This is a genomic window from Paenibacillus sp. A3M_27_13 (genome assembly GCF_024213315.1).
Lineage (GTDB): Bacteria > Bacillota > Bacilli > Paenibacillales > Paenibacillaceae > Paenibacillus > Paenibacillus polymyxa_B.
On sequence record NZ_JANAVE010000006.1, the window covers coordinates 238,630 to 252,385 of the forward strand.

Below are 13,756 nucleotides of genomic sequence, written 5' to 3' on the forward strand. Positions count from 1 at the left end.
ATAAGATTGATAGAAAGGGCCTGAGAACATGGGAGAAATTAAAGCCATCAAAGATAGTAAGGTTGAAAATGTATTTGAACGTATTCATCAGAATTACCGTTACCTGAATCAGATGATGGTAGAAGAGATCGATATTGCTTCTGAGCATGGAACAATTAGTGGGAACTATCGCGAGGAGATGTGGGTCAAGTTTTTTCGAAGTATTATCCCTCTCAAATACTCATTGGCGCAGGGGGTCATTATCATTGACTCGAACAATAACAGATCTAGGGAAGTGGATATTGCTGTCTACGATGAGCAGTATACACCATACGTCTTCCAATATAATACTCTCAAGTTCATTCCAATCGAAGCCGTAGTGGTAGCTATTGAATGTAAAAGTTCAAATTGGGAATATGAAAAGATCATAGAATGGGCAGAAAGCATTAAAAACTTACACCCACGAACGACAGGCATTGCGCGAATGGTGCAGGGGTATGTAACTGGGATCACAAATAAAACTCAGCAACGTACTCGACCTATTTTTATTCTTGCAAGCAATTTTCAGAGACAACAACAGACATCCGTACATCAAGTTGCAGAGAAGCTAAAAGGGGCGTTCGATTTTATTCTGCTAAAAAGAGTTGAGCCAGGTAGTAAAGGAATAGTCAGAGAATTTGATTTACTGGTCGAACACGAGAAGGAAAAGCTCGGCTGGTGGGGGGATCAATTGAATCAAGGGGTACAAAATCTCGGTAATATGAACGTGATCCCTTCAAACTGGAAAGATACAGATAAGCAAGAGTTTAAACACCAAGTGGATAGCGGGCAATATAGTGAACTGAAATTTTCAGAAGACGCTATGTCACTTGAAAATACGCTGAGTGATTTGAAAATACCAGGCAATCCTCTGTTGACCTTAAACTTCCAGCTTAACCAGTTGCTCATGCTGCTGAATAACCCTATGTTGTTTCCTCATTTCGCTTATGCCAAAGCTTTTAGAGGGCTTACAGCAATCGGGGACGACAGTATTGAAGAGGATGCCAATTAAATAAATAGATCAAGAAAGGAGACTAGCATGGGAAGAAACCTGGGAAGCCCCGTAACAAATGTCACCGATCTGGAAAAGAGGATCGCTAAAAATCCTAATCTGCAAAAGGTTTACGCTATAACCGTTGTGACTCCTATATTTGGAGGAGGTTATCTGGCAGGGCAGATCGATACAGAACAATTGGTTCGTACAAGCACGGTGCGAGGGCAGTTGCGTTTCTGGTGGCGGGCAACGCGTGGTGCAGCTTATGAAAATGTATATGAACTACGCAAACGAGAAGCAGAGATTTTTGGAGACACAAGCAGACCCAGTTGCATAAAGATCTGGATTGAGCCAACATCCACTAAGTCTATAAGTAAAACTAACTTTCCAAAATATGCGTTATATTCAGCAGGTAAAGAGGTAGACGCTGCTAAAAAGAGCTCTGTGGAGCACACTATAGGGCACACATTCAAGCTTCATATCATCTATAAGCAACCATTCGATGATATAACAAAATCTATGGATCTTGAAGAAATAGAACGCAAAGAGATAGAGCCTGCACTATGGGCCTGGATTAACTTCGGCGGAGTGGGGGCAAGAACACGTAGAGGGTGTGGGAGTTTATATTGTGATGGGATTTCTCCTAGTATAGATAACTGTACCCCTGAACACTTTTTGTCATGGTTTGATAAACACATAGAAAAATACGAATTAAAACTATTACAGGCGGATCAAAGTCGTGATTGGCCGACGCTTAGCAATCAGATTAAAACTCGTTCCCGTATAGAGGAAATAAAAGATGCTTGGCATGAGGCAATAGAAGCTTATCGCTTATTTCGTAGACGTGCAAACCAAGAAAAAGGTAAACCCAGACCTGGGAGAAGCCACTGGCCAGAAGCAGATTCCATTCGAACGATTACAGGTATGGCACATCCCAAACATAACAAGAAATATCCCACCAATAAACCTGATAAGCTAATTTCTTTTCCAAAAGCACAACTTGGTTTACCGATTATTTTTGAGTTTAAGCAACAAATGGATGAGGATAGAGAGCTATCTTATGAAGAGCTCCGCAAAAGAAAACGTTGGGAAAAGGAACCCTACAAAACACAACTTGCTCCCAAAGGCAAGGATCGCCTTGCTTCTCCGGTGATTTTAAAGCCATTGTCCTGTACTCCTCATAAATCGCTTGGAATAATAGCTATCCTAAATCAACCCCGTTTGGAAGGGGCCGAGTTAAAGCAAAACGATAGGATCGTAAAGCAACTTGGAACAAAAGAAATCTATCCTGACGTTTCATATGATAATAACCCTATGCAAGATAATAAAAAAGTCTATACGTCTGCTGTTGAGGCTTTTTTAAACAGTAAGGAGGTCGGAAAATTTTGCGAGAGCACAAATCTGAAGAGATACTGATGATGTTTTCCCTCGGACCCGTGCAAGAATTTATCGCCCAGGCACGTAGAACGCGAGATTTATGGTTTGGCTCATATTTGCTCTCTGAATTAAGCATAGCGGGAGCTCAGAAATTTCAGGAACTGGGTGGCCGATTGGTTTTTCCTGTGATGGTGATAGACACAAACTCCGAACAAGTAGAGAAGATAAGTGCACCAAACAAGATTCTTGGGATAATGAATACAGATCAGCCGAGCAAGATTGCTTGGCAAGTCAGAAGAGCTATCCAAGGTAAGTGGAAGGAGTATGCCAGAGCTGCTGAGGAGAAAATTGGGCGAATTATTAATATACGCACGTGGGATCGTCAAGTCAGCGATTTACTTGAGTTTCAAGCGGCTTGGACAGCGATGCAAGGACTACATTACGATGAGGCATTAAGCAAAACGGAACAATTATTAGCTGCCCGTAAGACGCTAAGGGATTTTAAGCAGAATGACCCAGGCGCGATGTACGGTGAGAAAAAATCTTCTCTGGACGGCGGTCGTGAATCAGTGTGGATCAACCACAATAGGAACATTGGGCGGCTTTTACGGTTGGGAATTAAAGAATATGAGACCTTAGACGCCATCTCCGTCATTAAACGTTTGTCTTTAATACTTCACCCTGACCAAGAGCGGTTTCTTTCGGTTTGCGAGACAGCCTTTCTGCCTTTCCAAGACCAAATTCGTGATGTGACTTTCATAGGTTCGGCAGTGAACGATTATTTGCATACCGTGAATGAATTGTTGGGAAAAGAGAATTTAAAGACAATAAACAAGCTAGATTCCAATTCCTATGACGCGCGTCTTTTTTATGAACGTCGAATCGGGGATTATCTTGAAGAATGCGTTATGGTTCCCAAGGAACATCAAGAGAACCTCAAAGATTCTATAGCGAACGAGTTGGAACGGATGTATGTACAGTTGGAGAAGAAATCAAGGGATCATCAATTTAATTTTGTCCGTCCAACTCCTTATTATGCTTTTCTAATCGCTGACGGTGATCGCATGGGGGAACATCTTCGCAACATTAAGGATGAACAGAGCCATATACATTTTTCTCAAGCGCTCTCCAGATTTGCTCTGCAAGCAGCAAAAATTATGAAAAATCATCAGGGACAACTCGTTTATGGTGGCGGAGATGATGTTATGGCTTATTTGCCAGTACATACATGTTTGAACGCAGCCAATGAGTTGCGTGAGTCTTTTATTGAAATATTGGGGTCTGTTATTTCTGCCCCGACTCTTTCTGTGGGGATTGTAATCACTCATATGCTGGAACCCCTTGAAGAAGTACGTAGAATGGCACATGAAGCAGAACGGCAGGCCAAAAAAACACGTAATGCATTGGAGGTTCACTTCCACAAACGGGGTGGAGGCGATCTGATGAAAGTAGCACTGCCGTTCAAAGATAATCCAGTGGAGCAAATGAAAGTGTTACACGAGTATAAAGAGTTTTTTTCTGCCCAATTTGCCTATGAACTCCGTAGAACATACCAAAGTTACAAGGAAATGGCTACAGGCTCAGCGTGGCTTAGTGATCCGAAATTGCTGGCAGAATTACTCTGGATGGAGATTGAGCGTCTGGCGTTCAAGAAGAAGCCGGAAAGCATAGACAAGGCGACATTTAAAAAACAGTGGGTTCCTAAGTTGAAGGAACTATATGATACCGAAACAGAGCCATTAGAACGATTGCGGATATTGGCAGAGCAACTCATTTTGACGATTCATCTGGAAAAGGTGGGAACGACTTATGAAGAAACGACTGCAAGTAAAACCTCTTGATCCTATTATGGTACGGGACGGAAGACCGTTCAGCGCTACGCCGGGAATCCGGGCCCACACCTTAAGTGATGTCACGCCAAGTATGCTTGCGGGTACAATCCGCACGATGCTGGCTAAAAGGGAACAAGCACAGGAAGGAAAGTCATCCCTCAGCCTTAACCATTTTTCTAAATTAAATGTTCGAGGTCCGATATATAAATACCGAGAAAGCTTGTATTTTGCCATGCCCCAGGACGCTGAAATGTATGAAGAACATGGGGAAGCAAGTATCCGATTCATTCGACCTGTTAACTTGACAGGGGCTCAACATGGCAGACAGGGATTTTTTGGTGTAGGTCAGGAAGGACGTCTGGCAGATGTACTCTGGCCGCCACTTGGAGCAGGAACACACAAAGGGATGAAGGAAGCACCCGCATACATCTCAAAGGAGCGGATGGTGCATTGGCTGGCAGGCACCGTGCCAGAAGAAACATGGTCCAAGCTTCTAAATCAATGGCGTCTGGATCAGAAAAATAATCCGTTGCATGCAGCTTGTAAAACAACGCCTTTTCTACCCGCATTTATTCGTGAAGAACGCACACATACTGCAATCGACCCCAAGACGTATACCGCCAAGGAACAGCAATTATTTTCAACAGAATCACTGGTTTTTCCACCAGAGTTCACTGTGGAAGCTGAGATTGATTTTGGAGAGCATACATCCGGCTGTACAGGCAAAATATCAGAGATGCATCCCATGGGGGGCAAGCGCAGACTGGCTCACTTCAGTGAGGTGGAAGATGACTTGTCATGGACTTGTCCCGTAGCCATTCAAGATAGTATGCAGGGAGCGTCATATATTCGTATGGTATTAGCGACTCCTGCTTATTTCCGAAAAGGTTGGTTGCCAGGCTGGCTGGACGAAAATCTCCAAACTAAAAATCCATGGAAGTGTGGAGTAGAGCTTCAATTGCGCTGGGCTTGTGTGCCACGGTGGCAGCCTGTATCGGGATGGAGTTACTCGAAGGATGGTTTGTCCAACGAGAAGGCGGTTCGGCGCATGGTTCCAGCAGGAAGCGTATATTTCTTTGAAGTTACCAAAGGGGATGCGGCTGATTTGGCGAAGGAAATGTGGTTACAATCTGTGTCGGATACGAATCGCCGCAAAGAGGCTTTTGACAAAGAAGACGGATATGGACTGGCTTTATGGGGGAAATGGAATATTACAAACACACCCCAAATGAACAAATAATAAATAAACCTACTATAAAGGAGCAAGGGAAATGGAAAATGTAAGCCAGTGGTACTGGATACACTGTTTGTCTCCACTACATATCGGTTCGGGAGAAGGACTCGGGGCAATTGATCTGCCTATTATGCGCGAGAAGGTGACTGAATGGCCTATGATTCCTGGAAGTAGCATGAAAGGGGGAAAGAGAGACTACTATCGAGTTCAAGAGGGAGAAAGCGCTTGGTACAAGCAAGCATTCGGTAAATCAGATCACAATGGGGCCGAAGCTGGAGCACTTGTTATTTCCGATGGACGGATTCTTGCTTTTCCGGTAGCCAGCCGATATGGAACCTTCGCTTATGTTACTTCCCCTATGGTACTGAAACGCCTAGTACGAGATGCAGCAGCGATGGGGATGTCTTTAGAAATTCCAGATTTAGATCAATTTGAGCAAGATGCGAAAAATGGTGAGACTGCTTGGATAACTACTGATTCTGTAGTGGAGAGTCAACAGCAAGTTTTCCTGGACGAGTTCTATGGTAAGGCGGAAATATCGTACGGCTTTACCACCTGGGCAAGTTGGCTGGCGAATATGTTGTTCGATGAAAATGAACCTTATTCAAAGGAGATATTCATGGAGCGCCTTGTATTAGTATCGGACGACACATTCAGATACTTTACGACGATGTGTTGTGAGATTACTCCACGCATTCGAATACAGGAAGATACGAAAACTACGCAAGCGGGTGCGCTATGGTATGAGGAATATGTACCTACTGAAGCCATCTTTTACGGGATGATCTGGTGTGATCGGGTAGATGGATCGTCAGATATCTCTAAACGGATTTCCAGTCTTCAACATATGAAAAAAGAAATATTCTTACAACTTGGAGGCAATGCAAGTGTCGGCAAAGGGCGCGTGCGCTGCCGCCTCTCGGGAGGCGGAGATCAATGAAATCATCCCAGCATGAGTATGCGCAGGCCGCATTCGAAGGAATAAAGTCACTGGATGCGGACTCCGTCGTTGCCCAGCAATATGGACAGCTCTGTCACCGTTTTCCTTCGCTCGTTCTGACCAACGGTTTACGTCTGGCCGTTACCTTCTTTCAGGCGAAGTCCAAGAGCGTAGAAAGTCCACATGCTTTATATTTGCAGCATATGTGGAATGCGCTTGGCCTCGATAGATCATGGAATGACGAACTCAGAAAAGAAAACGCAGACTATCTTCATTTGTCGAGACGGGTACTGAGTGCCTCCGTCTGGTTTAAGCGGTATGCGGAAGCCATTCTGAAGATCGAACAAGGAACGGATGCGCCGGAACAGGAGGGCATCTTATGAACGCCCATCTGGCTATCACCAAGAGTAATACAGGTTTGCAGGATAAAGATATGTGCTTAGAACAAGTGGTTAGTAGAGGGGACGGCAAGCAAGTTTTCTACCAGAAACTGATCAAGGCTTATGAAGCTGACTGGACAACGGCAAAAAAAAGCTGGTATAAGCATTACTATGACCGATATTACAAGAAGGAGAGCTATGGAGCAACTACACCATTGCATATCCAGGTTAGATCACAAACACCACTCGTTATTGGGCACGGAGGAAATTCCGTGCTTGAGACTAGTCTTGCGCTACATCGTATTTATGGTGTGCCTTACCTACCAGGAACAGCCTTGAAGGGTGTTGCTTCGCATTATGCACATCGACAACTGGGTGACAAGCAACCAGCATTGAAACGTACAGGAAGCGATTACAACATTTTATTTGGCTCACAAACATCTGCTGGATTTATTCAGTTTCACGATGCTCTTCCTACTCCAGCAACAGTTTGCAAAGCGCTCAAACAGGATGTGCTTACAGCGCATCATCAGGATTATAACGGCATTATTGTAGAGCCTTATCGTAATGATATTGAGTACAAGGCTCCACGTGATGATGATTCTCCCGTCCCTATTCCATTTCTTTCAGCGTCGGCTCACTTTGAAATTATATTAACCTGTGAGGGAGAGCAGGAATTAGCTATGAAGTGGCTAAGTTTGGCAAAAACAATCCTGCTCGGAGCGCTAAGAGAAGAAGGTATTGGCGGGAAGACCAACGCAGGATATGGAAGACTCTTAGAGATTGAATGACAGAATCGTGAAGGTGCGAATGTGAAGCTCACATAAAAACCCCGGGTCCTTCGCACCTCGAAATTTGTCGAAAAGTAATTAAATCAGTTGCCTTCAGTAAAAGTCAATGTTTGATTCAAGCCTCCTTGGCATCGTTTTTTGCGATAATGTATAGAATTGATATCATTACAATATGAATTACTGCATTTTCGCTGTCGCACTTCATGTGAGTGCGTGGATTGAAATTTATGGGGTTTGCGATGTCGGCAGGAGCTGTATTGTCGCACTTCATGTGAGTGCGTGGATTGAAATACTTTTACACTACCTAAAACGGCAGATTTAACCAGTCGCACTTCATGTGAGTGCGTGGATTGAAATATTTTACATTCTCCATTCTTAATAAAAGTAAATTGTCGCACTTCATGTGAGTGCGTGGATTGAAATACGTAGACCTTAACGATAACATCACCGTCAGCCCAATCGTCGCACTTCATGTGAGTGCGTGGATTGAAATATCTGCTGGTTTGTCATATCCTTTACCGACATATGTCGTATTCCATATGTATGTGGAGTGAAATACGCAGTCCCCCTATAGTAACAAAACATACCTCTACATCGCATTTTCCCCCGAGAATCACCTTTTGTGAGATCTACAGGGGGCTGTTTACAGTACTTATGAAAAATACTGTTATAACTCGGTAGACAGTATGTTAATTATTTCATTACAAGTAGCTTGAATATCATTGAATTTTTGAATATTAAAGGAGATCCCAGTAATCAGCAAAAAAATAAAGGTGTGTTAATAATAGAATATAAAAGTCGATTTCAAATATCCCAATAGTAGAAACAATACTTTAAAAAACATTAATATAAAAATAAGTAGGGGTGAGAAAAGTCGTCTTAGTTGGTGAAAAGGAAGTAGTAAGACGACATTTATAAATATTCTATTAATTCTGTACAAACCAACCGGAGGAAAAGTTTATATTGGAAAACAAACATTGACTGAAGTTATTGAAGACTTCAAAAATATAACTGTTTGTATTTTAGTATTTTATCAAGTATCAGTTTTCTGTCAAAAATAATAACTGTAAAAAAATGACTATCAAAGTGTATCAATTTGATAGTCATTTTATTTTGGATATCTGACTATTCACTTAATTTATTCATTATTGCAGTTCCATCTGGACTGCCAAGACCTGTACAAGCATCCCATCCTGGTTGTGCCTTATAGGGTCCGTTTTCACCAATGGTATCGTTGTTTCCAGTCGTAATGTCATGGAATATATTATCTTGAGCAGATAGGGTGTATAATTTAGGATTAATAAAACCTACTGAGTGGCCTAACTTCTGGTTTATGTTTGCAAGTAATCCGGCCCAAAGAGGTGCCACTGCACTAGTTCCAACACTAACGAGTTGTTATTTGAAAAGCTATCATTCATTTTTGAATTTTCTCCTTTTTATCCGTTTTTCACGTAAAAATCTCCCTTTACCTTCGAAGCAAAGAAACTTGCTTCACTTCTCTATGAGATAGAAGGCTCCCAACACACATTTGAGACACGACGTAAAGATCTAGTGACCGTGAAGAAATCCGCTGGAAAGGCGGTATTTTTATCGAAGGAAAGTTTCATGGAGATTGTATTCTAAAGAGACTTGGAAGATACAATAAAAGAGGCTTCTATCATGTTTATTTAATGATATCATTCAACTCTCGATAAAATGTCCTTCTACGTGTCTCCCTGTCTTTATCTCCAGCTCCTTTATAGCTGGTATTCTACGCCGGCCTGTAGAATTATATAAAAGTATCCGCAGCAGTCTAAATTCGATAACGTAACATGATGCTCCCTTATTATTTAACAAACTCAAACACTACCTTATACTGGCTACACGTTATAACACTATCATACAACCCGTATAGCAGGCGATTATTGTTCAGACGCTTTTAGTACTTAACTGGCTGAATACACCAATAATACCCGCCGTTACTATAAACGGCGGGGCAACACATTTCACCTAATACTCTTATATCATTGTCATTTGTTTCAAGTGACTGACATCCGCTTCAAGCTCAACGAAATATTCATTTTGATTATGGACATGAACTAAGCTTAAGCTAGCATTCTGTGCCTGAGGAGCATCCCATACATTCCGTATAGTTTCTTCTTTAAAATGACACATCATCAATTTCAAGACTACACTGTGGGAGACGATCAAAATTGATTCCGTGGTGCGGTCAGTGAGGATACGTGATAATAATCTAATCGCCCGGTTCTGAACATCAAAGAAGCTCTCTCCTTCCTCAGGTCTGAATGATTCGGGGTGTTGACGGAACTGCTTAAACAAAGCTGGATTTGATTGTTCCGCCTGCAGAGGAGTTAGGCCATCCCAAAGACCAATATCCATCTCATATAGGGATTCATCATGTACTAAAGCTGTTCCCCTCTGCCCCCTGATCATGTCTGCAGTCATCGTTGCTCTTAAGCTTGGACTTGTATAGATGCATTGCAAGTTGACACCCCTTAAACGTTCTGCAATTAAGGCAGTTTGTCTTTTACCCAACGCGTCTAATGGAGAATCTAATCTAGATTCCATAACTCCTCTATGGTTCGCTTCACTTTGCCCATGCCGAATTAAATATATCGTGCTCATTGTATATGTCCAGTCAGGACGCCTTGAGCATTATTAACTGATGGAATGGCTAATTCATCTACAATATGTGTTTTGAGAAGTGGACGGTCAGTTTCATTGGCAATAATCTCTCTCCAATCAAAGCAGCTGCGGATTATCGATTCATATTTCCCGTTGCTTAGCTCTTTATCTGCGTTAATCATATCGTTCATGACTTTCCAATAATGCAAGTCATTAGGCAATGTCTTTGTCCACGCTCTTGCCATCAATCGGCCAAAATAATCTCGTGCATCAAGCAGGGCCGCTTTAAAATGATCTTCGTTTCCTTGATAAGACCTCGTAAACATTGCCTGTATGCTTTCTACATCATTGGGTAACGCATGGTAGGCCTGATGACCTAACTCTGGAGTGATCAGGTTTCTTTCAATTAGATTTTGCTGGAATACTTCCACTAATACGTCAAAAGCTCCGCCTGTAAATGGTTGGGACAAATTATGAGGCTTTTTTACCCATTTTCCAAGTGTTTCGTCGAATACCGGCTTCACATCAGACATTTTCATGTCATTGAAAGCTAGACGTATTTGGCGTGAATCACTTAATTCACCCATACGCGATAACTCATTAATAGAAAAGAGGTTTCCTTTTGTATTGTGGAGAACGTGGTTAATTACAGAATCAAAATGTAGAACGGAGACAATAGCCACCAGATCTCCAAACGCCTCATGGTGCCCATGGTATTCTTCTGTATCCTGGTTCTCTGGCCATCCAATGATTGAATATTTAATTGTATGACCTATTTCATGTGCAAGAACATCAAAGTTTTCACAGTACGGATTACTATGGTCGATGCTGCCATCTAGGTTTCGTCCATATCCAAATTCAAGGAATCCATAACCTGATTGTGCATTATCCCATTCCACGAGAGGAATAAGCTCTAATTTATTAAAACTCCTGTGGAAAAACCACTGAATCGGCTGTTCAAAATAATCTTCCCAAATATCTAGAACGCGCCTAACAGTAGCATACATAACTGTTGACGAATACTCACGGGTATTAGGCTGAATATGGTCAAAATGCCCCTCGCGATTGGGCTGGACAGGTGGAAAACGAAGACCAGAGTACGGAGGGCCTTCCCCTTCAAATTGATAATGCCTTTTGTCCTTCGCATCAACTACATACATTCTTTCATCTTCGGGCCCTGCTTGTATAGAACCGAGAGGTATATTAATGTACACCACCTCTGCGTGCTCAAAGCCCTTTAACCGCTTATTTTGCGGATAAACCAAAAATCTTGTACCAGTTTCCCTCGCTTGTTCATCTAATGATTGTGACAATTTAATTTCTCCTTTTTTATAACTGGAATTATTCAAACAAAAATATTATTAGTCACTAAGCACAAGTTTTATGAAACCCTAAATATACCATTATATCCATTTGTTTTATTTCATTCCATAAAAAGAATTTACACTGAATTGCTACTTATAGACTAGTTCACTACAACTTTACTTCGTGGCATAGAACAATAATCATAGGTTTGGCTGTTTCGCCAAGGGATATTATCTTCTGAATCTTTACCAATATAGGAGGGAGCCCAACCAACTTTCCGGATATAAGAACCATCGTTATAGTCTTTAAAAAAAGATTGTTCGAATCAACTGATGAAGTTCTCGGCAAGTGCTTGGGGGTCATCCACTATGTGACGGTAAATTGGAGGATTTCTTTACAATAGTTATTGAAGTCGCCGGAAAGGAACTCGTTAAAAACGTCCGAAAGATTCCAATATACAGTGCGACGAATTATTACTGAATAGGGACGGGCTCATTTATTTTCAATGCTTTAACGGCTTTTATAGCCGCTATTGCATCCACTCTTCCATTACCATATTGTATATCCCATCCTGGAGAACTAGGAGGATTTGTTCTTATGGTACTGAACAACAGCTTTCTAATTTCATCAATCGAAAGCTTAAGTCCACTCTTAGCTGCTTCAGCAAACATTAAGGCAATAACTCCAGTAATCACTGGTGCTGCCATAATTGTACCTGAAGAAACCTTAGCTTCGGCTTCCACACGGGAACGGGCAGCAGCGACAGAGTGACCAGGTGCACTAATTTCGGGCTTGTGACGGCCATCACGGGTTGGACCTGCTGCTGAGAAGTAAGATATAGCAAGCGAATCGACTTTGGCGCTGTAAGATCCTACAGCAATACTTTTTTTCCCGCAGCAAATGGAATTTAAAGTATACGAATTATCAACAGAGGATTGGAAATGGGATTGATTAAACAACTGCTGTTTGGCTCTATTATTATCATCCCGTTCAATCCATGCATGAAAGTTTCCGTCCGCTGCTTTCAATCCATGAATTCGTACGATCCAATTTCCAAATGAACTTGGTGCACCAAAAATCATGGCCTGATGGTCACCATTACTTCCCTTGATATGGGTGTGCAAAGAAACCCGGGATATCCGCTTTTTCTCCTAAGCCTATATTAAAGAGGCTTAGGTTATCTCCATTCAACAATTCAACGCGAAACTCTTCTTTTCCAGAATACCAAAGCTCCAGTTCATTAGCGGTTGTATCCCCCTCGAGGATTACCCATTGCAGGTCTGTAAAACTTCCTTCTTTAACAGTACCGGACGCATGAACATTATCGTCAAAAGCATTACCCGCCGCTAAAACCACTGCGCGATTGGGCTTCTCCATTAAAAGTCCGTCAATCCCTTGTTCGAATAAGGAGGTACCGTCATGAGGACCGCCATTTGTCCCAAGGCTTATATTTATTACACACGATGAATGTCCTGCTTTATCAAAAATATAGTTCACAGCATTCAAAAGGTTAAAAGAATCCCCTAAATAACCCAGCTCTCCATTTTTGATATCCCGGTAATCAGGCTCTACAAATATGAGATCCGCTTTTGGCGCAACACCCGGGCTCATTTCAGCAAGTCCATTTCCCGCAGCAATATCCATAACATGTGTACCATGCGAACCATACCCCGGATCATAACCAAGTGCCCGATAGGGATCAGGGTTCTGAAGGGCGGCATTAATCTGTTCGGTTGTATATATCACTTCTTCTGTTTGTCCATCATTAATGTTTATTTTTTGAATCATCAGTGACAGCAATCTTGTCGTACCATCACTATTCCTGAAGTTGGAATGAACAAAATCACATCCGTGATCAATAATACCAATAATAACTCCATTTCCTCCGTTAAATTCTGGTGAATGGAGGGGAGGAATAGCAATTTCCCGGAGAGTATCATGTAACATTAATTTAAGCGGTTGTGCGCCGCTCATTGTGACGATTACAGGTGATTGTTGAATTTGCTCTAACGCTGAGACGGCTACCTTTGCCGTAACGATGTCCCCTTTTTTATCCGGGGCAGCTGTTACTCTCTTCCCATCAAATACTCCAGGAAGATCCAGAAACGTTTGAACATCTTTAACCTTTGCTATCACAGAGATCCGTTTCTCAGTCACTTCCGCTGTTTCAAAATTTTCGGTCCCGGGTGATGCTTGTGAACGGGCAATTGATTTTTGCAGACGCGGATCTAAATGGGATAAACAATTTCTCTCACTCACT

At 42.1% G+C, this 13,756-nt stretch carries 12 protein-coding genes; 7 read left to right on the forward strand and 5 right to left on the reverse strand.

The features are described 5' to 3' along the window. Window positions 1-28: 28 nt before the first annotated feature. The 7 genes from NLX82_RS20270 to cmr6 are packed head-to-tail and all read left to right on the forward strand — an operon-like array spanning window position 29 to window position 7,566. Window positions 29-1,030 (forward strand): DUF6602 domain-containing protein, encoded by a 1,002-nt coding sequence (locus NLX82_RS20270; protein ID WP_254348944.1) that lies wholly within the window; start codon window positions 29-31, stop codon window positions 1,028-1,030. Window positions 1,031-1,057: 27 nt separating this feature from the next. Then, window positions 1,058-2,428, forward strand: a complete 1,371-nt coding sequence (gene cmr1 / locus NLX82_RS20275) for a type III-B CRISPR module RAMP protein Cmr1 (protein ID WP_254348945.1) — start codon at window positions 1,058-1,060, stop codon at window positions 2,426-2,428. Continuing rightward, complete coding sequence (cas10, locus tag NLX82_RS20280; RefSeq protein ID WP_254348946.1) at window positions 2,398-4,230, forward strand: type III-B CRISPR-associated protein Cas10/Cmr2; 1,833 nt, start codon at window positions 2,398-2,400, stop codon at window positions 4,228-4,230. Before cmr1 ends, cas10 begins: the two co-directional genes overlap by 31 nt. After that, window positions 4,199-5,461 carry a type III-B CRISPR module-associated protein Cmr3 gene (cmr3, locus tag NLX82_RS20285; protein ID WP_254348947.1) on the forward strand — a complete coding sequence of 421 codons (1,263 nt, stop codon included), beginning with the start codon at window positions 4,199-4,201 and terminating at the stop codon, window positions 5,459-5,461. Before cas10 ends, cmr3 begins: the two co-directional genes overlap by 32 nt. 31 nt (window positions 5,462-5,492) lie before the next feature. Beyond that, a complete protein-coding gene (gene cmr4 / locus NLX82_RS20290) occupies window positions 5,493-6,395 on the forward strand; it encodes a type III-B CRISPR module RAMP protein Cmr4 (RefSeq protein ID WP_254348948.1) in 903 nt (300 codons plus the stop codon). Beyond that, window positions 6,392-6,778: a type III-B CRISPR module-associated protein Cmr5 gene (gene cmr5 / locus NLX82_RS20295; protein WP_254348949.1), complete on the forward strand. Its 387-nt coding sequence runs from the start codon at window positions 6,392-6,394 to the stop codon at window positions 6,776-6,778. Before cmr4 ends, cmr5 begins: the two co-directional genes overlap by 4 nt. Further along, window positions 6,775-7,566 carry a type III-B CRISPR module RAMP protein Cmr6 gene (cmr6, locus tag NLX82_RS20300; protein ID WP_254348950.1) on the forward strand — a complete coding sequence of 264 codons (792 nt, stop codon included), beginning with the start codon at window positions 6,775-6,777 and terminating at the stop codon, window positions 7,564-7,566. The genes cmr5 and cmr6 overlap by 4 nt, the downstream gene beginning before the upstream one ends. 1,125 nt (window positions 7,567-8,691) lie before the next feature. Here cmr6 and NLX82_RS20305 read toward each other — a convergent pair. The 5 genes from NLX82_RS20305 to NLX82_RS20325 form a co-directional block, all read right to left on the reverse strand. Then, window positions 8,692-8,934, reverse strand: coding sequence for a hypothetical protein (locus NLX82_RS20305; RefSeq protein ID WP_254348951.1), 243 nt, complete (start codon window positions 8,932-8,934; stop codon window positions 8,692-8,694). A gap of 630 nt (window positions 8,935-9,564) precedes the next feature. Beyond that, window positions 9,565-10,191 carry a histidine phosphatase family protein gene (locus NLX82_RS20310; protein WP_302055908.1) on the reverse strand — a complete coding sequence of 209 codons (627 nt, stop codon included), beginning with the start codon at window positions 10,189-10,191 and terminating at the stop codon, window positions 9,565-9,567. Further along, window positions 10,188-11,504 carry a gluzincin family metallopeptidase gene (locus NLX82_RS20315; protein WP_254348953.1) on the reverse strand — a complete coding sequence of 439 codons (1,317 nt, stop codon included), beginning with the start codon at window positions 11,502-11,504 and terminating at the stop codon, window positions 10,188-10,190. Before NLX82_RS20315 ends, NLX82_RS20310 begins: the two co-directional genes overlap by 4 nt. A 465-nt stretch (window positions 11,505-11,969) precedes the next feature. Next, window positions 11,970-12,578, reverse strand: coding sequence for a S8 family serine peptidase (locus tag NLX82_RS20320; protein ID WP_254348954.1), 609 nt, complete (start codon window positions 12,576-12,578; stop codon window positions 11,970-11,972). Between the two features lie 16 nt (window positions 12,579-12,594). Then, a complete protein-coding gene (locus NLX82_RS20325; RefSeq protein WP_254348955.1) occupies window positions 12,595-13,755 on the reverse strand; it encodes a S8 family serine peptidase in 1,161 nt (386 codons plus the stop codon). Window position 13,756 lies beyond the last annotated feature (1 nt).